This window comes from Nocardia sp. NPDC047654 (assembly GCF_043205035.1).
GTDB lineage: Bacteria > Actinomycetota > Actinomycetes > Mycobacteriales > Mycobacteriaceae > Nocardia.
On record NZ_JBIDDF010000001.1, the window covers coordinates 559,410 to 579,743 of the forward strand.

Annotated in this window: 19 protein-coding genes; 11 read left to right on the plus strand and 8 right to left on the minus strand. The window is 67.8% G+C overall.

Translation table 11 applies throughout. From position 1 onward, the window contains the following. Positions 1-248 precede the first annotated feature (248 nt). Together ACGF7Y_RS02600 and ACGF7Y_RS02605 are read left to right on the plus strand one after the other, a co-directional pair. Positions 249-710 (plus strand): DNA-directed RNA polymerase subunit beta, encoded by a 462-nt coding sequence (locus ACGF7Y_RS02600; RefSeq protein WP_393228499.1) that lies wholly within the window; start codon positions 249-251, stop codon positions 708-710. Then, the gene (locus ACGF7Y_RS02605; protein WP_393228501.1) at positions 707-1,129 is read left to right on the plus strand and encodes a DUF4254 domain-containing protein; all 423 of its coding nucleotides are present in this window, start codon (positions 707-709) and stop codon (positions 1,127-1,129) included. Before ACGF7Y_RS02600 ends, ACGF7Y_RS02605 begins: the two co-directional genes overlap by 4 nt. 18 nt (positions 1,130-1,147) lie before the next feature. Here the strand turns inward: ACGF7Y_RS02605 and ACGF7Y_RS02610 are convergent, their stop codons facing one another. Further along, positions 1,148-1,645 (minus strand): peroxynitrite isomerase, encoded by a 498-nt coding sequence (locus ACGF7Y_RS02610; RefSeq protein WP_157106686.1) that lies wholly within the window; start codon positions 1,643-1,645, stop codon positions 1,148-1,150. A gap of 116 nt (positions 1,646-1,761) precedes the next feature. On the opposite strand from ACGF7Y_RS02610, the gene ACGF7Y_RS02615 reads away from it, so the two are divergent. Further along, on the plus strand, positions 1,762-3,117 hold the full coding sequence (locus ACGF7Y_RS02615; protein ID WP_393228503.1) for a TIGR03118 family protein: 1,356 nt from the start codon (positions 1,762-1,764) through the stop codon (positions 3,115-3,117). Positions 3,118-3,165: 48 nt separating this feature from the next. On the opposite strand, the gene ACGF7Y_RS02620 is transcribed toward ACGF7Y_RS02615, so the two are convergent. From ACGF7Y_RS02620 to ACGF7Y_RS02630, 3 genes are all read right to left on the minus strand, one after another. Then, complete coding sequence (locus ACGF7Y_RS02620) at positions 3,166-3,666, minus strand: hypothetical protein (RefSeq protein WP_393228505.1); 501 nt, start codon at positions 3,664-3,666, stop codon at positions 3,166-3,168. 273 nt (positions 3,667-3,939) lie between these two features. After that, positions 3,940-4,998 (minus strand): MerR family transcriptional regulator, encoded by a 1,059-nt coding sequence (locus tag ACGF7Y_RS02625; protein ID WP_393228507.1) that lies wholly within the window; start codon positions 4,996-4,998, stop codon positions 3,940-3,942. Positions 4,999-5,180: 182 nt separating this feature from the next. Then, positions 5,181-5,531 carry a helix-turn-helix domain-containing protein gene (locus tag ACGF7Y_RS02630; RefSeq protein WP_357033881.1) on the minus strand — a complete coding sequence of 117 codons (351 nt, stop codon included), beginning with the start codon at positions 5,529-5,531 and terminating at the stop codon, positions 5,181-5,183. A 64-nt stretch (positions 5,532-5,595) separates the two neighbouring features. Here ACGF7Y_RS02630 and ACGF7Y_RS02635 point away from each other — a divergent pair, with 64 nt between their 5' ends. The 3 genes from ACGF7Y_RS02635 (at position 5,596) to ACGF7Y_RS02645 (ending at position 8,074) form a co-directional block, all read left to right on the plus strand. Further along, positions 5,596-6,360, plus strand: a complete 765-nt coding sequence (locus ACGF7Y_RS02635; RefSeq protein ID WP_393228509.1) for an SDR family oxidoreductase — start codon at positions 5,596-5,598, stop codon at positions 6,358-6,360. Between the two features lie 62 nt (positions 6,361-6,422). Beyond that, positions 6,423-7,361 (plus strand): phosphotransferase family protein, encoded by a 939-nt coding sequence (locus ACGF7Y_RS02640; RefSeq protein ID WP_393228511.1) that lies wholly within the window; start codon positions 6,423-6,425, stop codon positions 7,359-7,361. Between the two features lie 260 nt (positions 7,362-7,621). Then, on the plus strand, positions 7,622-8,074 hold the full coding sequence (locus ACGF7Y_RS02645; protein ID WP_393228513.1) for a DUF4254 domain-containing protein: 453 nt from the start codon (positions 7,622-7,624) through the stop codon (positions 8,072-8,074). Here the strand turns inward: ACGF7Y_RS02645 and ACGF7Y_RS02650 are convergent, their stop codons facing one another. The 3 genes from ACGF7Y_RS02650 to ACGF7Y_RS02660 all read right to left on the minus strand — a co-directional run bounded on the left by ACGF7Y_RS02650 (position 8,075) and on the right by ACGF7Y_RS02660 (position 11,022). Then, entirely contained in the window at positions 8,075-8,572 is a 498-nt protein-coding gene (locus tag ACGF7Y_RS02650) for a hypothetical protein (protein ID WP_393228515.1), read from the minus strand. It abuts the gene before it with no gap. Between the two features lie 92 nt (positions 8,573-8,664). After that, the gene (locus ACGF7Y_RS02655; protein WP_393228517.1) at positions 8,665-10,053 is read right to left on the minus strand and encodes an APC family permease; all 1,389 of its coding nucleotides are present in this window, start codon (positions 10,051-10,053) and stop codon (positions 8,665-8,667) included. Positions 10,054-10,152: 99 nt separating this feature from the next. Beyond that, a complete protein-coding gene (locus ACGF7Y_RS02660) occupies positions 10,153-11,022 on the minus strand; it encodes a helix-turn-helix domain-containing protein (protein ID WP_393228519.1) in 870 nt (289 codons plus the stop codon). A gap of 563 nt (positions 11,023-11,585) precedes the next feature. On the opposite strand from ACGF7Y_RS02660, the gene ACGF7Y_RS02665 reads away from it, so the two are divergent. From ACGF7Y_RS02665 to ACGF7Y_RS02675, 3 genes are all read left to right on the plus strand, one after another. Continuing rightward, the gene (locus ACGF7Y_RS02665; protein WP_393230887.1) at positions 11,586-12,257 is read left to right on the plus strand and encodes a PAS and ANTAR domain-containing protein; all 672 of its coding nucleotides are present in this window, start codon (positions 11,586-11,588) and stop codon (positions 12,255-12,257) included. 272 nt (positions 12,258-12,529) lie between these two features. Continuing rightward, the gene (locus ACGF7Y_RS02670) at positions 12,530-13,642 is read left to right on the plus strand and encodes a terpene synthase family protein (RefSeq protein WP_393228521.1); all 1,113 of its coding nucleotides are present in this window, start codon (positions 12,530-12,532) and stop codon (positions 13,640-13,642) included. A gap of 117 nt (positions 13,643-13,759) precedes the next feature. Next, entirely contained in the window at positions 13,760-15,049 is a 1,290-nt protein-coding gene (locus ACGF7Y_RS02675) for a diguanylate cyclase domain-containing protein (RefSeq protein ID WP_393228523.1), read from the plus strand. Between the two features lie 123 nt (positions 15,050-15,172). Here the strand turns inward: ACGF7Y_RS02675 and ACGF7Y_RS02680 are convergent, their stop codons facing one another. Further along, positions 15,173-18,592: a protein kinase gene (locus tag ACGF7Y_RS02680; protein ID WP_393228525.1), complete on the minus strand. Its 3,420-nt coding sequence runs from the start codon at positions 18,590-18,592 to the stop codon at positions 15,173-15,175. A 180-nt stretch (positions 18,593-18,772) separates the two neighbouring features. Between ACGF7Y_RS02680 and ACGF7Y_RS02685 the strand changes: the two genes are divergently transcribed. Both ACGF7Y_RS02685 and ACGF7Y_RS02690 read left to right on the plus strand, forming a co-directional pair. After that, on the plus strand, positions 18,773-19,588 hold the full coding sequence (locus ACGF7Y_RS02685; RefSeq protein WP_393228527.1) for an amidohydrolase family protein: 816 nt from the start codon (positions 18,773-18,775) through the stop codon (positions 19,586-19,588). 150 nt (positions 19,589-19,738) lie between these two features. Further along, on the plus strand, positions 19,739-20,119 hold the full coding sequence (locus ACGF7Y_RS02690) for a DUF1304 domain-containing protein (protein WP_393228529.1): 381 nt from the start codon (positions 19,739-19,741) through the stop codon (positions 20,117-20,119). The last annotated feature ends 215 nt before the right edge of the window (positions 20,120-20,334 follow it).

Sequence of the window (20,334 nt, forward strand, 5' to 3'; positions counted from 1 at the left end):
GACGAATCCCTTTCGTAGCCGAACTAGTGGCCGGGTACCTAACTGGAACCTTGTGGCGGGGGGCCTTGGAACCTGGGCGGTTTTCGCCCGATTCCACCACTGAGAACGTTCCCGCCCAGCAATTTCCGGTGCTCTACTGATCGCGACCGGTCCGAATCGAAGAAGTGCTGAAACCTTAACCGCCCCAACGGTTACAGGTCCAGACCGGGATTTATCGCGTACCGAACTATGTGAATCGAGGTTGGCGAATGAATCATGCGGCATTCGCGGACACTCCCGCGTCCCGCTGCGCGTTTTACCGCCGCACCTGTGGGCTGCCCGCCGGGTTACATCTGGAGATGGGTCGGATCGTGGTGAAGGCGGGTGTGGTGGGCGGGATCACGATGCCCGACCGGCTGGGGCAGTGCGTGCGTGACGACATGCTTTTCCGTGGCAGGCCGCTCGGCCCGGTCGTCGCGCATATTCGTTCTCGCCGATGGACCTTTCTGTGCCGGCCCGATATACCCGACGACATGCGGCTGTTCGCGGCTCTGTTCCGACTCGATGTCTCGGTCGTGCCGTTCGGCAGCGAAATCGCGCTGCCGTCGCCCGCCGACGCGAGCGACGTATTCCGCCGATGGGTGGTGGCGCCGCGTGACACGTTCCGTCCGTCCGGCATGGTGATCGTGAATTGCGTGCTGGCCCGCGCGGGCGGGAAAGGCGCGCCGTGAGCGAGGGCTTGCCGACGCGGAGTGAGCTACTGCGAGCCTGCCGGGCGGGCGCGCCGCCGCCGGAACATCCGGTGCTGCTGCGGGCACGCACTCTCGCGGAGCTGCACATGCGCAGGCTGCGCGAGGGAGAGGTAGGCGACATCGATGAGCGCCGGACCCGGCTGATCCGGGACGTCGACCGCTGGGTCGAGGTTCGGTTGCCCGCGGCGCGTGGCGGGGCCTATCTGCACACCGAATCGGTCGGCTCGGTGGTCGACCGCCTCGCTCGGCTGAGCGCGTGCGCATACGCGGCCATGGCCGACGATCAGGGGTGGGACCTGTGGTTCGCCTGGGAGCGGCTGGCCGAGCTGGCGATCGCCTACGAGGATTTGGTCACAGAGTTGAGCAGGGGACGGCGCCGGTTGCCGAGCGCTTTCTAGCAAGCGCCGGTGACCGGTTCAGTTGCGCAGCAGGGTGGCGGCGAGGTGATGTTGCAGTGGTTCGCCGACCGCCGCCATCCGCAGTGTGTAGTCGATGGTGTCGCCGGACAGGCGCAGCGACCGGCCGAGGGCCGTGACGAGTTTCGCGGTGCTGCTGCGGCCGATGTCGGTGGAGTCCAATTCCATGCGCAGCGTGCCGTCCTCGACGACGAGCGAGCCCTCGCAGATTTCGGTGATACCGGTGGGATGGGCGAGGATCAATTCGACGCGGTCCGGGCGCGGGCAACGCAGATAGCCGGTCTCGGCGTGCAGCGGCCGGCCGCCGTCGGCGGCGCGGGTCTTCTGCCGGTAGGTGAGGAAGGGACGGCCGAGATGGCCGAACCGGATTTCCTCGACATAACCGAACGGCTGAATGGTCGGGTATTCCCCCTGCCCGTTGCCGCGCCACGTACCGAGCAGTGGAGCGAGCGGAGCGATATCGGGATGCAGAGCAATAGCAGGCTGGGGTTCGACCACGGCGAACAGCCTAAACCCGTCCTCGTTGAACCGTTCGGGTACTCCCGAATTTGCTCCACGCTAAGGTTAGCTTCGCCTTATCACCAATGTGGTGTGGTCGGAAAGGAAACAAGAAGTTGAACGGACGTTGGAATGAGTCGCACCGTGGCGGTCTGCCTCGGTCGCGGACCCGGAGTGGTCTGCTGCGCGCGTCGGCGCTCGGTGTCGCGTTGATCGTGGCGGCGGGCTGCTCGGAGTCGAAGTCGGACGACGTGCCCGCGCTCGACGGCAACAAATACGTCCAGACCAATCTCGCGGCCAACAACGCGGAGTACAAGGCGCAGTTCACTTTTCCCGACCTGGTGAACGCCTGGGGGCTGGCCGACCGGCCCAAGGGCGCCGGTGGGCACTTCTGGGTCGGTGCGGGCGGTAGATCGTTCCAGTTCGTCGGCGATGTGACCAAGTCCTCGGACGGGAAGGTGCAGAAGCTCTTCCAGGACGATTTGAAGATCGTCACCATTCCCGGCGCCGATGCCGACACTTCGGACAAGAGCGTGGGCAAGACCACCGGCGTGGTGTTCAATCCGGCGCCGATCACCTCCGATCTGTTCGTCGTGCACGATCAGCCGGTGGAGGCGGAAGGCGGGCCGCTGAACGGTTCGGCGCGGTTCATCTTCGCCACCGACTCCGGCAAGATCTCCGCCTGGACCGAGTTGGGTTTAGAGGGCCGGATCGTGCGCCACGACGGGCCCGCGAACCTGGTCTTCGACGGCCAGCCGCAGGGGATGCAGTTCTTCGGCATCGCGCTCGCCCCGTCCGGTGACAAGCTGCTGGCCGCCGACTTCGGCGCCGACCCGCAGGTCCGGACGTTCGACCGCAACTGGCAGCTGATCCCGACCGCAGGCTTCGCCAACCCGTTCGCGACCGGCGACGCGATCGACCCGGCCGTGCCGGAGAAGGGCAAGAAGGCCAAGCCCGGCGATCCGGCGCCGTTCAACGTCTCGACCATCGGTGATCGCGTGTTCGTCGCCTACGCCACCACGCAGCCGGACGAGAAGGACGCGACCGGGTTCGATGCCGGCGAGGAGGATTCGCTGGACAGAGACGAAGAGCAGGACGCGGGCGGCAAGCCGGACAAAGGCAAGCTCGCCGAGTTCGACGCCAACGGCAAGCTGGTGCGCATCATCGACGACGGCAAGCGCCTCAACGCGCCATGGGCGGTGACGATCGCGCCGGACGGGTTCGGGCCGCTCAGCGGCAAACTGCTGGTCGGCAACTTCGGCGGCGCCGGGCACGTGCTGGCCTACGACGACACCACCGGCAAGTTCGCCGATTACCTGCGCGATGCCGACGGCAAGCCGGTCGCGATCGAGGGACTGTGGGCGTTGATGTTCGGCAACGGCGAGAGCCTCGGTGACGCGGACTCGCTGTACTTCACAGCCGGGCCCGATGACGAGAAGGACGGTCTGTTCGGCAAGCTGCGCTTGAAGTAGGCCCGTTCCCGAGCAGCCCGCACCGGATCGGTGCGGGCTGCTCGCGCGTTATCGGCCACCGGTCGGCGCCGAGTCCCGGCGTTCGGTGCGCCGTTCGCGGATCGCCGACTCGACTTCGTCGACCGCCGTTCGGATCGTCTCCCCGTAGCCGTCGTCGGCGAGTGTGTGCAGACACGCGCGGGCGGCGTCGATTTCGCGCTGCGCGGCGTCGAACGAGCCGAGCCTGCGGTAGTCGTCGGCGAGGTTGAGGTGTAGTGACGGGTAGAACGCGGCCACCCGCAGCGATCCGTCGTAGTTCCGCGCGCGATCGTCGGTAAGGCTGTCGGCGGCGTCCAGCGCGCGGATGTCCCAGGTGAGCGCTTCGGCGGCGTCGTCGTACAGGTCGGCGAGATAGTGGGCGAGGGTGCACCGGTGCAGCGGGTCGCCTTGTGGACCGAGCGCGGCCCACGCGGTGAGCAGAGCATTCCGCGCGTCGTCCGGGCGTCCCTCGCGGCCGAGCGCGACAGCGCTGGTGATGGCGTCCATGGTGGGGTCGGTTGCCGAGTTCATGCGGGTCTCCTTCGGGGCAGTGTGTGCATGGATGAGGTGGTGCTCGTGGGCGCATCCGTACGGTCGGCCCGAGTGCGGGGTGGGACGGCGATCGAAGCCGGTGGGCGCGGCAGCGAATCGGGCGATTGCAGTGGCGGACCGAGGGGTTGACGATCAGAGATAGCCGTACTGGGAACCGGGAGGTGGATGAACGGATTGCGGCGCCAGCCGACCAGAGGTGGCGCGGCTGGGCGTGCGCCGACTGAGGGATGTGTGCGTGATGGTCGTCCGCGACTATCTCGAGGTGCTGTGGTCGGGAGGTCGGACCGGCATCGCCAGAGTGGTCAGGTCTCCGTCGGTCGCGGAGCGCAGGATCACCGGCTGATCGGCCGCGATGATGTCGAGCATCAGCTCGGGACCGAGCGCGGTGTGGACGGCGGGCAGCAGTGTCGTGGGAGCGAACGACAGTGTCATGGCGGAGCCGGTGACCGTCGCGGGCAGGCGCTGTGCTCCGTCGGGTGTGGACGCCATGATCCCGGTCGGTCCGATCGCGAATCGTACTGTGGTATCAGCCCTTTCAAGGATCTCCAGCATTCCGTCCCGGGCGACGATCGCCCTGGCGCGAACCGGTCCCAGTCCCGACAGCACGGCACGGTGATCCGGAAAGGACCCATCGATGACCGCCGAGCGGTGTGTGATGCCGTCTCCGGTCAGAATCAGTCCGTCGTCGGCCGGTGCGGCGACGACCTCGTCCATGTCGCGCAGCCGTTCGGTGATCGACTCGAGTCCGTCCGGGTCGAGCACCACGCACCATTCGCCGCCGTGCTGCCGCTTCGCCACCACCGTGCGGGTGGATAGACGGTAGCGGTCGGTCGCCGTGAGGGTGACGGCGTTCGCGCCCGCTTCCAGCAGAACGCCCGCCAGCACGGGAATCTCCCGGGTCCGGGCAGCGGCGGTGCGCACCTGCTCGAGCGCCTCCGTCAGCGCAACCGCGTCGACCGCCACGTGAGCGCCGAGCGACTGTTTGACTACCGCGGCGACGTGCGCGGCTTCGCGCGCTCTGCGCGTCAGTTCCGCCACGTGACGATCGAGCAGGCGGCGCGCCCGCTCGGCGTCACCGGCGAGAATCTCCGCGATCGCCTCCAGCGGCAGCTCGATCGCCCGCAGCTGCCGGATGAGCGTCGCCCGTTCCCGCTGCGCCTCGGCGTAATAGCGGTATCCGGTCAGCGGGTCGACCCGGGCCGGAACGAGCAGGCCACAGTCGTCGTAGAACCGCAGCGCGCTCGCCGTGAGCCCGCTGGCCCGCGCGAGCACACCGATCGTGATCAACCCTGCGGGCTCCGAACTCGTCACCCGGCCATCATGGAGCCTCAACCAACTCGAAGGTCAACCCCGCCCTCCCGGTGCGACTCACCAGCTCACACACTTCGCCGAAAAGTCTCGGGCTCGGATGCGGAGCGAGGCGAGCTCCGCTGATTCGACCAGCACAATCGCCCTGATCCGTGGACGTTGCGCAGGCACGGGGCGTGAGCCGGTCAGTCGGTACCGGCGTCGGTGGGAGTGACCCGCCAGCGGCGCGACCAGTCCCAAACCGGCCCCAACGCCGTGCCGAGTTCGATGCCCGCGGTGGTCAATTCATAGGACTTGTCGGGATTCTTCGCGATCAGGCCCGCGGACTGCAGGTGCTGCAAGCGCACCGACAGCATGCTGGAGGAGCAATTGCCCATGCGTCGGCGCAGTTCGAGGAAGCCGAGGCGGTCGGGTTCCAGTTCCCACAGGATGCGCAGGATCCAGCGCTGGCCGAGCATATCCATGGTGGCCAGCAGCGGCGCGTTCGCCGGGTCGTCCCGGCCGCGCGGCGGCTTGGGTTCGTTTGCGCTTCTCATTTAGAACCAGCATAGTGATTCTGAAATAGAAGCACTGGCCCGGGCCGCCGGGCGGACCGAGAGGGTGACAGTGGACGACACGACCGGACGGCGAATCGTTCTGATCACGGGCGCCTCCCGCGGAATCGGCGCGGAGACCGCTCGGGTGCTCGCGGCACAGGGTGACCACGTGGTGATCAACTACCGGGAGAAGGCCAAGCGGGCCGACGCGTTGGCGGAGGCGATCCGGCAGGCAGGCGGCAGTGCGTCCACGGCGGGCGCGGACATCGCCGACGCGGATTCGGCAGGCGCCCTGGTCGCCGGGGTGGTCGAGGAGTTCGGCCGGTTGGATGTGCTGATCCTCAACGCCTCCGGTGGGCTGGAGCGCAACGCCTCGCCCGGTTACGCGATGGCCCTCAACCGTGACGCGCAGGAACGGCTCGTTCGACTCGCCGTGCCGCATATGCCTTCCGGTTCGCGGATCGTGTTCGTGACCAGCCATCAGGCCCACTTCCACGGCCGCAAACCGGTGCCCGCCGACTACGAACCCATCGCCGCCAGCAAGCGCGCCGGCGAGGACGCGCTACGCGCCATGATCCCGGAACTCTCCGCCGAGGGCATCGCCTTGCACGTCGTCTCCGGCGACATGATCGACGGCACGATCATCGTCCAGCTGCTGGAGCGCCGAAACCCCGACGCGGTCGCCGCGCGCCGCGACCAGGGCACTTTGCCCACCGTCACGGAGTTCGCCACCGCCGTCGCCCTGGCCGCCACCGCTTCCGCGGATCCGGGCCACACCACATATATCGGCGGTCAGGACTACCTCGACGCCTATGAGACCACTTCCTGAGCCTTCATGCCGGGCCGGGTAATTCGGTAGCGATTCGCGGGTGGGGCTCGGACCATAGGGCGATGGTGAATTACCTGGGCACTGCGTCACGGACCGGGTGGGGCGAGGTGCCGCGGCCGGTGCGACTGGAAGTAGAGCGCCTGCTCGGGGATGTCGTGTGCGCGGCCGTGGATCAGCGGGGCGGGTTCAGCCACGGCGTAGCGGCGCGCGTGCGCACCGTCGGAGGCGAGTCGGCCTTCGTCAAGGCGATCGAGGCGGGAGACGAACTCGCGCAGGTGTATCGGCAGGAGGCGCACGTCGCGTCGCGTCTGCCCGCGACGGCGCCCGCGCCGCAATGCCGGTTCGTCAGCGAGATAGCGGGGTGGTTCGTCGCCGGGTTCGACGATGTCGAGGGGGCGTTTCCGCGGCTCGACGATCCGGGAGAGTTGCAGGACACCCTCGACTTGGTGACGCGGTTGGCGACGCAGCTGACACCGAGCCCGCTGTCGGATGTGCCGACGGTGGCGGACGCCTATGGGCCCGAACTTGTCGGCTGGCGGACGTTCGCCACCGCGGGGCCGCCCGCGGACCTGGACAGCTGGTCGGTTCGTCACCTGACGGAATTGGCCGATCTGGAGGCGACATGGGTGGCGGCTGCGGCGGGAGACACATTGCTGCACACCGATCTCCGGCCGGACAACATGCTGCGGCGCGCGGACGGCACGGTGCTGGCGGTGGATTGGGCGTGGGCGTGCCGGGGCGCCGCGTGGATCGACCTGGTCGCCCTCGCACCGTCGATCGCGGCGGCGGGTGTCGACCCGGATCCGATCATCGCCATCCATCCGGTGACCCGCGACGTCGCCCCCGCGGCTGTCGATGCCTTCGCCTGCGCGCTCGCCGGCTACTGGGCCGCGGCCTGCCGGAAGCCGGGGCCGCCGCGTTCGCCCTGTTTGCGACAGCATCAATCGGCGTTTGCCCGGCTCGCTCGCGAGTGGCTGGCGTGTCGGATCGGATGGCAATAGTCCCAGGAAAGATAGCTCTATCCTCGAAAAACACAAGGTCACTGGATGTTTGCCACGACTGAGGGGGTGGGCGGAGACCGGAAAATCGGGGTGATGGGCGTGTCGCGTGAGCGGAACTCGCCGAATCCGAGGCGGCAGACACGACTCTCGGTCACGCTAGGCGCATGTGGATGTTCGGGCAGTGCCGGGACACCGGCGAAGCAAGGCATCGAGGACGTGGCCGAGACGCGTCCATCCTGGTCGGAAGGGGAGTTCCGGAAATGGACCAGGTATCCGAGGCCCGGGTGATTCCCAGCAAAGAGCTGCTGCTGGCCGCCTTCCGTGGGTTGCCGCACATGGATCATCCGATGCTGGATGCGGCCGGCGAACTGGCTCAGCTGCACCAGACGCGCGAACGCACGCCCGCGAACCGATGCGACAAACTCGACCGGCGCCGGGCGCAACTCGTGCGCGGCATCGACCGCTGGGTCACCCTGGCGACGCCGATCCCGCCGCCCGCCGCTCCCGAGCACGCCGAGACCGTGGGCCGCATGGTGGACCGGCTGGCCATGCTGGCCGCCCAGGCATTCGTCGCGCTCACGCACGCGCCGGAATCGGTCTTCTACGACGCGTGGGTCCGGATCGACGAATTGGCAGACGGCTATCAGGATCTCGTCGACGATCTGCGTGCCGGGGCGAGGCGACTACCCGAGGGGCGCTACGACCGCTGGTAGCTATCGGTTACGCCCGAACAGCCGGAGCGACCGTTTGCGCCGACGCGGCAGGGTCGAGTACACCATGGTCATGTCGGCGAAGACCTCGGCTTCCCGCTCGCGATCGGCGCCGAAATCCGCACGGCCTAGTACGTGTTCGATCGAGTGCGGCGAGATCGAGGGCAGGATGACGGCCAAGGAGGGCGGCAACGGATCGCCGCGTTCCTGGTCTTTGTGGTGACCCAGCAGCATGTGACCGATCTCGTGCAGGATGACGTGATCGGCGTTGCGGCCGGTCGCCGCGGCGTCGTACACGATGATGTCGTCGTGCTTACGTGCCACCCACAGGCCGCCTCCGCCGCAGCCCGTGTCGGCCAACATCGCCTTGGGCACCGGGTGCAGGCTGATCGAACGTCCGCGATGGGCCGCCACCGCAGCCAGATAAGCGGTCAGATTCCACGGGTTGGGGAGGGGCACGGTCCGGGCGGCATCCCCGAAACGGGCTTCCATGCTGGTCATCGGCGCCCACCTTACCTATCGGGCGGCGACTAGTCATCTACGGAATTCCGGCACACCGAGGGAGGTGATCCGCAGGGGCGCAAGCCGATCGGTCACTCCGCGGGCGGCCCGCTGTCCAAGGGTTGTGCCCGCATGGCGCGGATGGCCAGGTAGTTCAGGCCCCACAGCGCGATTCCGATGGCCAGCAGCACGCCGGCGATGGCGTATTGCGCCGGGTTGCGGCCGGTGAACGGTGTGACCAGAAAGCCACAGGTGAGCACGCCCAGCACGGGCAGCGGCGTCGGCGTCTTGAAGTGTTTGTGCGGCACCGGGTCTCGGCGCAGCACCAGCACGGCGACGTTGACCACGGTGAACACCGCGAGCAGCAGCAGCGCCGTGGTACCGCCGAGTTCGGGCACTTCGCCGACGAACAGGATCAGCCCGAGCGCGAGCAGCGTGGTGAAGATGATGGCGTTGAAGGGCGTCCGGCGCCGCTCGTGTACTCGGCCGAACGGCCGGGGCAATACCCCTTGCCGGGCCATGCCGTAGATCAGGCGGCTGGCCATCAGCATGTTGATCAGCGCCGAATTGGCGACGGCGAACATGGTGATGTAGGCGAAGACGTGGGTCGGGAAGCTCGGCGCGCCCACCTCGACCACCTTCAGCAGGGGCGTGTCGCCTTCACCGAGCTGGTCGGCGGGGACGAGCGCGACCGCGCTGATCGACACCAGAACATAGATCAGCCCGGTGATGAGCAGTCCGGCGAGCAGGACCTTCGGGAAGATGCGGGTGGGCTCCTTGCACTCCTCGGCCATGTTCACCGAGTCCTCGAACCCGACCATCGCGTAGAACGCGAGCGTGGTGGCCACGATGACGCCGCCCACCGCGTTGCGCTCCCCGGTGTCGAACTCGACGATGCGCGAGAAGTCGCCGTCGCCGACGCCCAAGGCCCAGCAGCCGATCGCGATGACGATCAGCAGACCGGTCAGCTCCACACAGGTGAGCACCACGTTGAGCTTCACGCCCTCGCTCACGCCGCGCAGGTTGATCGCCGCCACCACGGCCATGAACAGCAGCGCGATCACCGTCACGGCGGCCCCGCTGCCGAGTTCCAGGTCGAAGGCTTCGGCGAAGTTGGCCGCGAAGGCCCGCGAGGCGGTGGAAGCGGAGGTGATACCCGAACTCATCACCGCGAACGCGACCATGAAGGTGAGGAAGTGGATGCCGAACGCCTTGTGCGTGTACAGGGCGGCGCCCGCGGCGTGCGGATATTTGGTGACCAGCTCGAGATAGCTGAAACCGGTGATGAGCGCGACCAGGAACGCCACGAGGAACGGCACCCACACGGCTCCGCCGACCTCGTTGGCCACCTTGCCGGTGAGCGCGTAGATGCCGGTGCCGAGGATGTCGCCGACCACGAACAGCAAGAGCAGCCCCGGCCCCATCACCCGTTTGAGTTCGGGCCCCGATTCCGATGTCGGACTCGCGGTGACTTCGGACATGCGTCCTCCCCTCGGCAGTAAGGGCGAGGGTACCCATTCGGCCGCGGAATAGTCGATCAACCGGGCCGTGCGCGCCGCGTTTCGCGGGGAGCGGACGCCCTACTCCATCCGGTCCATCCGGCGCGCGGCCTCCACGATCATGGCCGCGGAGTCGCGCGGGCTCAGCGCCATGGCGCGCAGCTGATCGAAAATGACACCGAAACGGCGGATTTCGGTATGACCCTCGATCAGCTCGTCTCCCGCGATGCCCTCCACGTAGACCAGTTCGGGATCGGCGGGATCGGGGAAATCCAGCAGGGTGAAGGAACCGGCCATGCCTGGGTGCGCGCCCGCGTCGAACGGCAGGATCTGCAGAATCACGTTCTTGCGCTTGATCTCTTGCATGAGCCGGTCGAGCTGACCGCGCATCACGGCGGGTCCGCCGATACTACGACGGATCGCGGCCTCGTCCATGACCACCCACAGCTCGAGCGGATTCTCCTTGGTCAGGTTGACGGCGCGGTCCATCCTGGCCTTCGCCCTGCTCTCCATGACCGCCGCCTCCAGCTTCGGCATCGAGGTGTCGATCACCGCCGTTGCGTACTCATAGGTCTGCAGAAGCCCTGGGATGATGGAGGTTTGGTAGTGCCGGGCCGACAACGCCTCGGACTCGAAGTTGATGTAGGCGGCGTAGACCTCCGACACGCTGCCCTCGTAGGCGCGCGACATGCCGGGCTTCAGCGCGTCGGACAGGAGCTCCAGCGCATCCTCGCGCTGCTCGTCTGCGATGCGGTAGAGGTCGAGCATCGCCATGAGGGTGCGTCGCTGCGGACGGGCCTGTGCGGTCTCGATCCGGTACAGCGTGGTGACGTTGATGCCGGTCTTCGCGCTGACCTCTTCCTTGCTGAGCTGGGCATTCTCGCGCATCTCGTGCAGCATCGCGGCGAGCCGCCGCAACCGGACGGTCAGTACGGTGCGCTTGCCTGCCATCAGTACAACCCTTCTCGCACTTGCTGGAACGTGTTATGACGTTCGCCCTCGAATGCGGCCTATGTGCAGCGGATCTGTGCCGAGTGTGGGCACAGCAACAGAGACTACCTCCAGTGATCCACGTTATGGTCAGTGTTTTCGCGGGCTCTGCGTTCGGCGGCCGAGATCGAGGGGTGAACCGAACCGACTACTCGGTTGAGCCCGCGAGCGGATACTCGCGGACCTGCTCCGCGTCGGCATGCGGGCGCGGAGAAGGCCGTGCGGCCGGAAAGCGACCGCCGGATGCCGCCCCATGCGTCCGCTTCGTCCGCCGGAGGGTGGAGTCGGCTGGAGCGCTGTCGTGCAGGCAGGGCGGGCGCTTCCGCGTGGATTCCGGCTCTCGGGCGTCGCGGACCCGCTATTGCAGCTTAATTGCTAGAGATTTCATGGCTAATCAAAAGGGTTCTTCCATGCAGGTAAATGGATCTTTATGGAGGATGCCGAGAGTTTGCCACAATTTGATTTCATCTCGTGTTCCGCACCGTGGGCCGCGGGCGCCGATGGATAATGGCCGCGTGACGAGGATGGATGACCTCGCGCTGAGAAGCGCCTCCGCGATAGCGAGCGTCATCGCGGGCACGCCGCAGAGCGTGGGCAGCTTCCGCTTCTGGTTCGAGGATCAGCGATGGGAATGGTCGGACGAAGCGGCCGCGATATACGGCTACGCCGAGGGGGAGGCGCAACCCAGTACGGAGTTGCTGCTGGCGCATAAGCACCCCGACGACCGCGCGCTGGTCGCCCAGTCCATCGCCACCGCGGTGCGAACCGGTGAGCCGTTCTGTGGTCGCCACCGCGTCATCGACACCGCCGGGCGAATCCACCACGTCATCGTCGTCGCCGATCGCCTGCTCGACGACCGGGGGCTGGTGGTCGGCACCGCGGGCTACTTCATCGACGTGTCCGGCACCCTCGAGGAGAACCGGCAGGAGATCCTCGACGACACTCTGCCCGAGCTGGTCGAATCACGGGCGGTGATCGAGCAGGCCAAGGGCGTGCTCATGGTGGTGTACGGCATCAACGCCGAACAGGCGTTCCGGGTCTTGCAGTGGCGCTCCCAGGAAACCAACATCAAGCTGCGGACGCTGGCGCGCCAACTGGTCGGCGAGGTCCCCGCGCTGGGCGGCGGCCCGGCCTCGCAACGAGCCTGCTTCGACCATCTGTTGCTGACCATGCACGACGTGCTCGCGTCGAAGTGAGCGCCGGGCTCGGGGACCGTCAGCCGATAGATCGAGCGTAGGCCGCGCGCCCGAGGGCACCGATCCCCGCCGCGCGTCCGCAACCGGCCGCTTGTCTCCATGCGCCATCGCGCCCCTCCCGCCACCGTTTGCCATGGCGTCGCCGTCGAATGCCCGGCGTCCTAACACCATACGGGGCGGGGGTGTTGCGTGATCTTCGCCCTTCGACCGATCCACTCCCGATAAGTCGGAGACAATTCATTAGAAGTAACCATAGTGGGAGGGAGTCCGTTGTGGTCAGTGAGTACACATCGGCACTCGAGCGGGAAATCCTCGACATGCGCGGGCAACACCAGGTGTTGCTGCGGACCGGGCGGCAGTGGTCGTTGCGCGCGATGTTCGGCACACCCGACTGGGACATCGTCGATTACTGCCGCGACTTCCGGCCCAACCGGTTCGGCGAGCAAGCGTGCGCGGAGGTGGAACGTTTCTGCCGCGAGCACGGCATCTGGCTCGAGCGCGCGGGACCGCACTACAACAGCATGACGCCCTACCTGCACCCCGGCGCCGTCAGCGCCGAGCGGATGACGATCATCGGTCTCTACAACGCGATTCTGTTCTGGCTCAACGACACCGTCGGCCGGGAGAAGTTCGGGCACCTCCGCGACGACGAACAGCGCGAGGCGCGGGTGGCGATCGACCGGCTGTGCGTGCTCCTGCGCACCCGTTCGGTCCCCGAGGACGCCACCGCTCTGGAGACCTCGACGTCGGCGTTCCTCGCGATGCTGTCCGCCCTGGCGGACCCGGCCTGGCTCGACCGTTTCGTCGAATCCACCATCGAGCACCTGCGGCCCGCGATCCAGGACCAGAACGCCCGGGCTCGCGGCGGGTTGCTCGGCGTCGCGGAGTACATCGATCTGCGGGCACAGGTATCCGGCATGTATCCGGCGATCGCGCTGTGCGAGTTCGGCCGGGACGACTACCTGCCGTGGGAACGCATCCGGCACGCCGGGCTGGCCGAGGATCTGCACCGGTTGCGGATACTGACCGTCGAGATCGGCGCGCTGATGAATGACGTGTTCTCGTTCGAGAAGGAGTGCATCGTCGATCTGGCGGATTTCAATTTGATCCCCGCGGTTCTGCTGAACCATCCCGGATGGTCACTGGAGGACGCCGTGCAGGGCGCCACCGAGATCGTGCGCGCACGGCTCGCCGAGTTCCGTGAGATGGGCGCGGTGGCCGCCGAACGGTGCGACCGCCTGGCCGCGCAGGACGCCGCCTTGGCGGCGACGGTCTCGACGCATCTCGCCGATCTGGTCGCGTGCGTGCAGGCCACCTGGGTCTGGCAGATCACGACCCTGCGGTACAAAGGCGCGTCGATCTTCAGGGAGAACGGGTTGCAATAATCTCGCTATCTCGCCATTGCTGGGAATGCTTCCAGGCGGCAGTACTCGACGGTCTCGAACATCTGTGGATACGATGCGTCGGGGGCTATCTCCGGCCTGAATGGTGAGGGGGTTGCGGTGGAACAGATCGAACTCGCCAGGATGGCGAACTTGTGGTGGCGCGCCCTGCAGGCCGTCGCCGGTGGGTCCGCGTCTGTACCGGACCCCGAGGTCGTGCTGCTCGGGATGGTCGAGGAGTTGGCTTCGAGCCTGGAGGCCGAACCCTTCGACGCGGGCGTCGGTCACCGCGTGGGCTCGGCGCTGGTCTCCGCGGGGCTGGTCGGCCCGGCGGTGCCCAGTGCGTCCGCCCAGGTCCTGTACGAGCTGGCCGAACACCGGGGGGCTCCGGAGACCGGACGGCGGCTCGCGGCGTTGCTCGCAGCGGTCGGGCAGGGATACGAAGCTCAGGCGCGCGCGCACGAGGAAGCGGTGCGCGAGGCACGCCGATCCGACGACGCGCGGTTCCGCGTGGTCTTCGACAACGCCGCGATCGCGATCGCGATCGGCGACACCGACGGCACCTTGCTGGACGTCAACCGCGGCTTGGCGGAGATGATCGGGGTGCCGGCGGAAGCCCTGCGCGGGGTGTCCGTCTACGACTTCGCGCACCCCAGCGACCGCGAGGGCATCCGCACGCTGGTGTACGAGAAGCTGGTCCCGGCCGGGCAAGGCACGGTGCGACTGGAACAGCGGATCCGCCGCGCCGACGACAGCTACGGGTGGGCGTCGTTCGCCATCACCTTCGTCAAGGGCGTCGAGGGGCAGAGCGATTACCTGCTCGCGGTCGGCGAGGACGTCACCGAGCAGCACCGGATGCGCGAGGAGTTGCACCGGCAGGCCCGGCACGACCCGCTGACCGGGCTGCCGAACCGGCGTCATCTCATCGAACGGATCGACGCGATGATCGCCGACGCCCGCAACGGGGATCGCGCGGGATTGTGCTTCGTCGACATCGACCGCTTCAAACACATCAACGATCGCTACGGCCATGGCACGGGGGACCAGATCTTGACCGCGGTCGCCGGGCGCCTGCAGGACAGTGTGCGCGAATCGGGGTGCCTGGTCGCCCGCATCGGCGGTGACGAGTTCGTCGCGCTGATCCCGCCGCCGGCCAGCGATCACCGAGTAGCCACCGTGGCGAACAGCCTGCTCGAAGCGCTTGTCGATCCCATCACGGCGGGCGACCGGCGACTACGCATGTCGATCAGCATCGGCGCGGTCGTCACCGCGGTCGCGGGCGCGGACGCCGAATCGCTGCTCGACGCCGCCGACACCGGCCTCTACCGGGCGAAGGCCGACGGTAAAGGGCGGTGGGTGTTGCACATCCTGGACACCGACACCTCCCGCGGTCCGCAACCGGTGTTGTGAGCCGCGGGAACGACCCGTTGGCGTGTCCTCGCACTGGGCGATTCCGGTCTGTGATGTCGCGTGGCCGACGCCCCGTAGCCGGAGTGACGGACGTGCAGCTCCGGCAACCGTTCGCGCGGGCGTTCAGCGCGCCAGCAGCCTGTGCAGGAACCTCGGCGGGACCATCGGCCGTTCGTCGTCCCAATGCCCTTCGCGCAGGTCGTAGTCCAAGCTGTGCAACAGCGACATGATCCAGGGCCCCTCGTCGAGTAACGGACGGATGAGCCCGGCGTCGGCGTACCGGATCACTACCGGGACCAACTCGTCCTTCGCCGATTCGGTCTTTCCCGCCGCCGCGAGGCAGGAGGCGAGCAGTAGTGACGCCTGGGCGGCGGCCCGGGGACGCCGATCGCCGTCGATGGAATCCCGCAACTGCCGGGCGCGCGCGGACGCGGCGGCGACCCTTTTGACGGCTCCGGAACGGAGCAGCATCCGGATCGCGGAATCCTCGCGCATTTCCGCGGTCATCGTCGCGATACCGCTTTCCCCGGGCGGTGGCTCGGTGACGTAGGTGGCCGTCAGGCCGAGCCGAACCTGCTCGTTGGCAATGCGGGTGGCAAGCCGTGGCAGCTTCAGCGCGCGCGCCACCTCGGCGCCTTCGTCCAGCCGGCGCGCGGCGGCCGCCAGGTCACCGCGTAAGGCTTTGATCCGGGCGCCGGTGGCGTAGTTGGCCATCAAGAAGTCGACCGGCCCGCCCTCGGTGCCGAGCCGGCCCGCTTCGTCCAGCAGGCGCTCGGCGGCGGCGAGTTGGTCGCGTTCGTAGAGCAGCTCGCCGAGCATGGCGCCTGCCAGGCGAGCGGCGTAGGACCGCGGGCCCGATGACTTGGCGATGTCGAGCGCGGTCTGGAAGCTGCGCTCCGCCTCCCCCATATCGAGCTGTTCACGTGCCGCGACGCCGACCAGGCTGTGGCTGTACACCAAGATGAACGTGCTGCGGGTCTGCCGGTAGAACGGTGTGGCCCAGTCGTGCCATTCCCGGGCCCGATCGAAGTCGAACCGGCTGAACGCCGTGAACGCGGCCAGGTTCGCGGCTTCGCACAGCACCCACGGCCCCAGCGTGTCGGCCCGGCCCAGGCATTTGCTCACCACCGCGTCCACGCCCTCCGGATGGTCGGCGAACGCGCGCTCCACACACTCGATGAGGTCGGCTTCGAGTGCCAGATCCGGGTCGGCGGCCGGAGCCTTGTCCAGCCCGGCCCGCACCAGCCGTAACGCGGCGTGCGATTCGGTGGGCCTGCGCAGCACCGCGTGGGCCCAGGCGATCGCGATCTGCAGCCGAGGACGCGCGGCGGCGGCTGCGGGCGGAAGCTTGGCGACCAGTCCGAGAAACGTCGCGAGATGCGCGTCTTCCACCAGTGCACGGGATTTCGCCTCGAGGATGTCGACGGCCATTTCCCCGTCGTCGCCGGCCAGCGCGTGGTCGATGGCCTCGCTGAGCAGCCCGTGGTCGCCGAACCAGGCGGCCGCCGCGCGGTGGAGTTCGGGAACCTGCTCGGGATGGTCTCGTTCGAGTCGCCTGCGCAGGAACTCCGCGAACAGATGGTGGTAGCGGAACCAGTCGCCGCTCTCGTCGACGCGGCGCAGGAACAAATTGCGGCGTTCGAGGTTCTCCAGCAGGTCCTGCCCGTGCGGCCGCCCGGTCAGGGCCGTGGCCAGGCTGCCCGAGACCCGTTCCGGCAGAGAGGTTTTGAGCAGCACGTCGAGTAGCTCGGGCTCGACGGTGTCCAGCACGTTCTCGGCCAGGTATTCGGCGATGGCATGGTCACGCCCGGACAGGTGGGCGATCAGCGAAGCCGGGTCGGGGTGCTCGCGCAGCGACAGCGACGCCAGCTGCAATGCCGCCGCCCAGCCCTCGGTGTAGTCGCGCAGCTCGGCGCTCTCGGTGTCCGCCAGGGTGAGCCCGGTCTGCTCGGCGAGAAACGTGCGTGCCTCCTCGGCGTCGAAACGCAACGCGGCGGCGTCGATTTCGACCAGCTGGTGGCGCACGCGCATGGTGCCGAGCGGCAAGCCCTGGAGCGATCGGCTGGTCAGGATGATCTGCAGGTGCTGCGGGCCCTCCTCGATCAGGTAGTGGAGGGCGTCGACGGCGGCCGGATCGGTGATCCGATCCCAGTCGTCGATCACCAAGGCGAACCGCTCGTCGCGTTCGTCGATGGCGTCGACCAGCGTGGCGAGCACGTAGCGCGCGGCGGCCGCGTCGCCCTCCTCCAAGACCGGCGCGAGGTCGGGCGCCAGCGCCGGGCTCACGCGATTGAACGCCTCGATCAGATGCGTCAGCAACCAGACGACGTTGTTGTCGTCACGGTCGACGTTCAACCAGGCCACCACCACTTTCTCGGTCTCGGCGAGACGCCTGGCCCACTGGGCGGCCAGCGTGCTCTTACCGAACCCGGCCGGGGCATGGATGACGGCAAGGCGCGGCCGCGGCTCGGTCTGCAACACGTCGATCAGGCGCTCGCGCTGGACCAGCGGCCGGGTGGGCATCGCAGGGCGGAACTTGGTCTCGGGCGTCGGCGGCGTCTTGGGGGGCGGAGTGGAGAACCGCGCGGTAGCGGGCAACGGCCGCGTGCTGAGGTCTTCGGGCGCGGGCTGATCGCCCGCGGGCAGGGTCATATGCTCGACCGGCATGTCGTTGCCGCGCTGGATGTCGCGCAAGATCTCGCCGAACGCGGCGGCCGAGGCCGGACGGTCGGCGGGGTTGTGCGCCATGCTGACCTCGATGGCGGTGGCCACCTCGTCGGGGATGCCGTCGAGCCGCAGATTCGGGAGCGGTTCGGCGGCGATGCGCAGGAACTGGGCGACGATCTGCTCGCCGGAGCGGCGCTCGTACGCCGCGTGGCCGGTGATCATGGCGAACAGCGTCGCACCGAGCCCGTAGATGTCCGAGGCGACCGAGGGAACGCCGGAACGCAGCACCTCCGGCGCGGTGAACGCGGGGGAGCCGGTCACCACTCCCGTGGTGGTCTCGAATCCGCCTTCCACCCGGGCGATCCCGAAATCGGTGAGTTGCGGCTCGCCGTAATCGGTCAGCAGGACATTCCCCGGCTTGATGTCGCGGTGCAGGATTCCGGCACGGTGCGCGGTCTCCAAAGCGCCGGCCAATTTCACGGTGATCCCGATCGCCTCGGGCACGGGCAGAAAACCTTCACGGCGGATACGGTCCTCCAGCGAACCGCGCGAGTGATACGGCATCACGAGGTAGGGCCGCCCGCTGCGCGTGGTCCCCACTTGCAGGATCGGCACGATATTCGGGTGACCGGACAGCGCGCCCATCGCCTGTTGCTCGCGTAGGAATCGTTCGACGTTCTCCGGTTCCAGCTCCGGCCGTGCGGTGAGGACCTTGACCGCGACGCTGCGATTCAACGCCCGCTGCCGACAGCGGTAGACGACACCGAACCCGCCCTTGCCGATCACTTCGGGGTCGTCGAGACCCGCGCCCTCCAGTTCCCGCTCGATACCTGGAGGCCGATCGTGCGGTGTGGCGAACGGGTCCGAACCGGCCATCGTCCTGCCCTGCGTCGGATGTCTGTAGTCCTGCGGTAGATACCCAGTTTATGCCCAGCAAACCCCTTCCCCGGTTATTACGTTCGATATAGAAGATCAGGTGGAGAGCCCGGAAAACCTCCCATAGCGGACGTCGGCGCAGGACTGTCGAGCAGCTGTGACGTGTGTCAGAATCCGCGCATGACCATCGACGTCTGGGCGCAACATCCGACCCGGCGATTCCTCGCCCACGACATGTTCGCCTCACTGCGGCGGTGGACCGGAGCCGTGATACCGACCGACGAGATCCCGCTCGAGGTCACCCTCGACGCGATGGACGCCGCGGGCGTCGACCGAGCCCTCATCTCGGCGTGGCACGCGCCGGAAGGCGTCCTCATCTCCAACGACGAGGTCGCCGCCTGGGTGGCCGAGGCGCCGGAGCGTCTGCTCGCGATCGCGTCGGTAGACCTGCGCAGGCCGATGGAGGCGGTCCGGGAACTGCGCCGCCGGGTGGAGCAGGGGTTCAAGGGCCTGCGGGTGCTTCCGTGGCTGTGGGAACTACCGCCGACCGATCGGCGCTTCTACCCGTTGTTCGCCGCCTGTGTGGAGTTGGGTGTCCCGTTCTGCACCCAGGTGGGGCACACCGGTCCGCTGCGGCCGTCGGAGACCGGGCGCCCCATCCCGTACATCGATCAGGTGGCGCTCGACTTCCCAGAGCTGACCATCGTCTGCGGGCACATCGGTTACCCGTGGACCGAGGAGATGATCGCCGTCGCGCGCAAGCACGAGAACGTCGTCATCGACACCTCGGCGTACACCACGAAACGCCTTCCGGCCGAACTGGTCTCCTATTTGAAGTCCCGCAGCGGTCGCCGCAAGGTGCTGTTCGGTACGAACTATCCGATGATCTTCCCGCAGCACGCGCTCGACGGCCTCGCCGCCCTCGGCCTGGATGACGAGACCCGCTCGCTGTACCTCGACGGCAATGCGCGGCGTGTTTTCGGACTGGCCGGTTGACCGAATCGTATGGCGGCGTGTCGGGTAGGTGCTGCGCGCTGCTCGGGCCATAAGATGCCTCGGCACGCCGGAGTCGACCGGGCTGTCGCGCGGATCTCCGCGGGATCCATCGTCGGCGTCACCGGTCGGCGCGCATCGTGAGGAGGTCGAATGCTCTGGGTGGTACAGGTGTTCGCCGTCGCGGCCGCTGTGCTCCATGTCGGCATCTTCGTCATGGAGTCGGTACGGTTCGGCGACCCGAAGGTTCACCAGGGGGTCTTCCGGATTTCCGAGGCCGAACTGCCCTCGGCGCGGCCATGGGCGTTCAATCAGGGCTTCTACAACCTGTTTCTCGCGGTGACGACACTGGTGGGCGTGGCGATCCTGCGGTCGGTACCGGAAGCGGGATGGGCGCTGGTACTCAGCGGCTGCGGATCGATGCTGGCCGCCGCGGTGGTGCTGGTGGCACACGACCGACGGTTCGCCAGAGGCGCGGTGGTGCAGGGAACGCTACCGGTGCTGACGTTGCTGGCCGCGGCGACCCAGTTCTGAACGGGCTGCGCTGAGGATCGGTGCGCCGCTTCGATATCGGGTGATCGCTCGAAGCATTCTCTTCGCCCCGCCGCGTCCGTCGGGCACCATCGGCCCACCGGTGCCGACCGAAGGTTCGCGGTGGTGGCCGAATTTCGTACTCGCGGGCGGGTGAGCGGCCCGCGAAGGTGACCGCGAGTCGGGAACGAGCGGCGGTGCGCACCATCGCCGACGGG

Bases quoted from the DNA above. Each gene is read 5' to 3' on its own strand.
- ACGF7Y_RS02650 (WP_393228515.1), bottom strand. From the start codon at position 8,572: ATGACCAGCATGGAAGCCCGTTTCGGGGATGCCGCCCGGACCGTGCCC.
- ACGF7Y_RS02655 (WP_393228517.1), bottom strand. From the start codon at position 10,053: ATGTCCGAAGTCACCGCGAGTCCGACATCGGAATCGGGGCCCGAACTC.
- ACGF7Y_RS02645 (WP_393228513.1), top strand. From the start codon at position 7,622: ATGGACCAGGTATCCGAGGCCCGGGTGATTCCCAGCAAAGAGCTGCTG.
- ACGF7Y_RS02660 (WP_393228519.1), bottom strand. From the start codon at position 11,022: ATGGCAGGCAAGCGCACCGTACTGACCGTCCGGTTGCGGCGGCTCGCC.
- ACGF7Y_RS02665 (WP_393230887.1), top strand. From the start codon at position 11,586: ATGGATGACCTCGCGCTGAGAAGCGCCTCCGCGATAGCGAGCGTCATC.
- ACGF7Y_RS02690 (WP_393228529.1), top strand. From the start codon at position 19,739: ATGCTCTGGGTGGTACAGGTGTTCGCCGTCGCGGCCGCTGTGCTCCAT.
- ACGF7Y_RS02600 (WP_393228499.1), top strand. From the start codon at position 249: ATGAATCATGCGGCATTCGCGGACACTCCCGCGTCCCGCTGCGCGTTT.
- ACGF7Y_RS02680 (WP_393228525.1), bottom strand. From the start codon at position 18,592: ATGGCCGGTTCGGACCCGTTCGCCACACCGCACGATCGGCCTCCAGGT.
- ACGF7Y_RS02640 (WP_393228511.1), top strand. From the start codon at position 6,423: ATGGTGAATTACCTGGGCACTGCGTCACGGACCGGGTGGGGCGAGGTG.
- ACGF7Y_RS02685 (WP_393228527.1), top strand. From the start codon at position 18,773: ATGACCATCGACGTCTGGGCGCAACATCCGACCCGGCGATTCCTCGCC.
- ACGF7Y_RS02630 (WP_357033881.1), bottom strand. From the start codon at position 5,531: ATGAGAAGCGCAAACGAACCCAAGCCGCCGCGCGGCCGGGACGACCCG.
- ACGF7Y_RS02620 (WP_393228505.1), bottom strand. From the start codon at position 3,666: ATGAACTCGGCAACCGACCCCACCATGGACGCCATCACCAGCGCTGTC.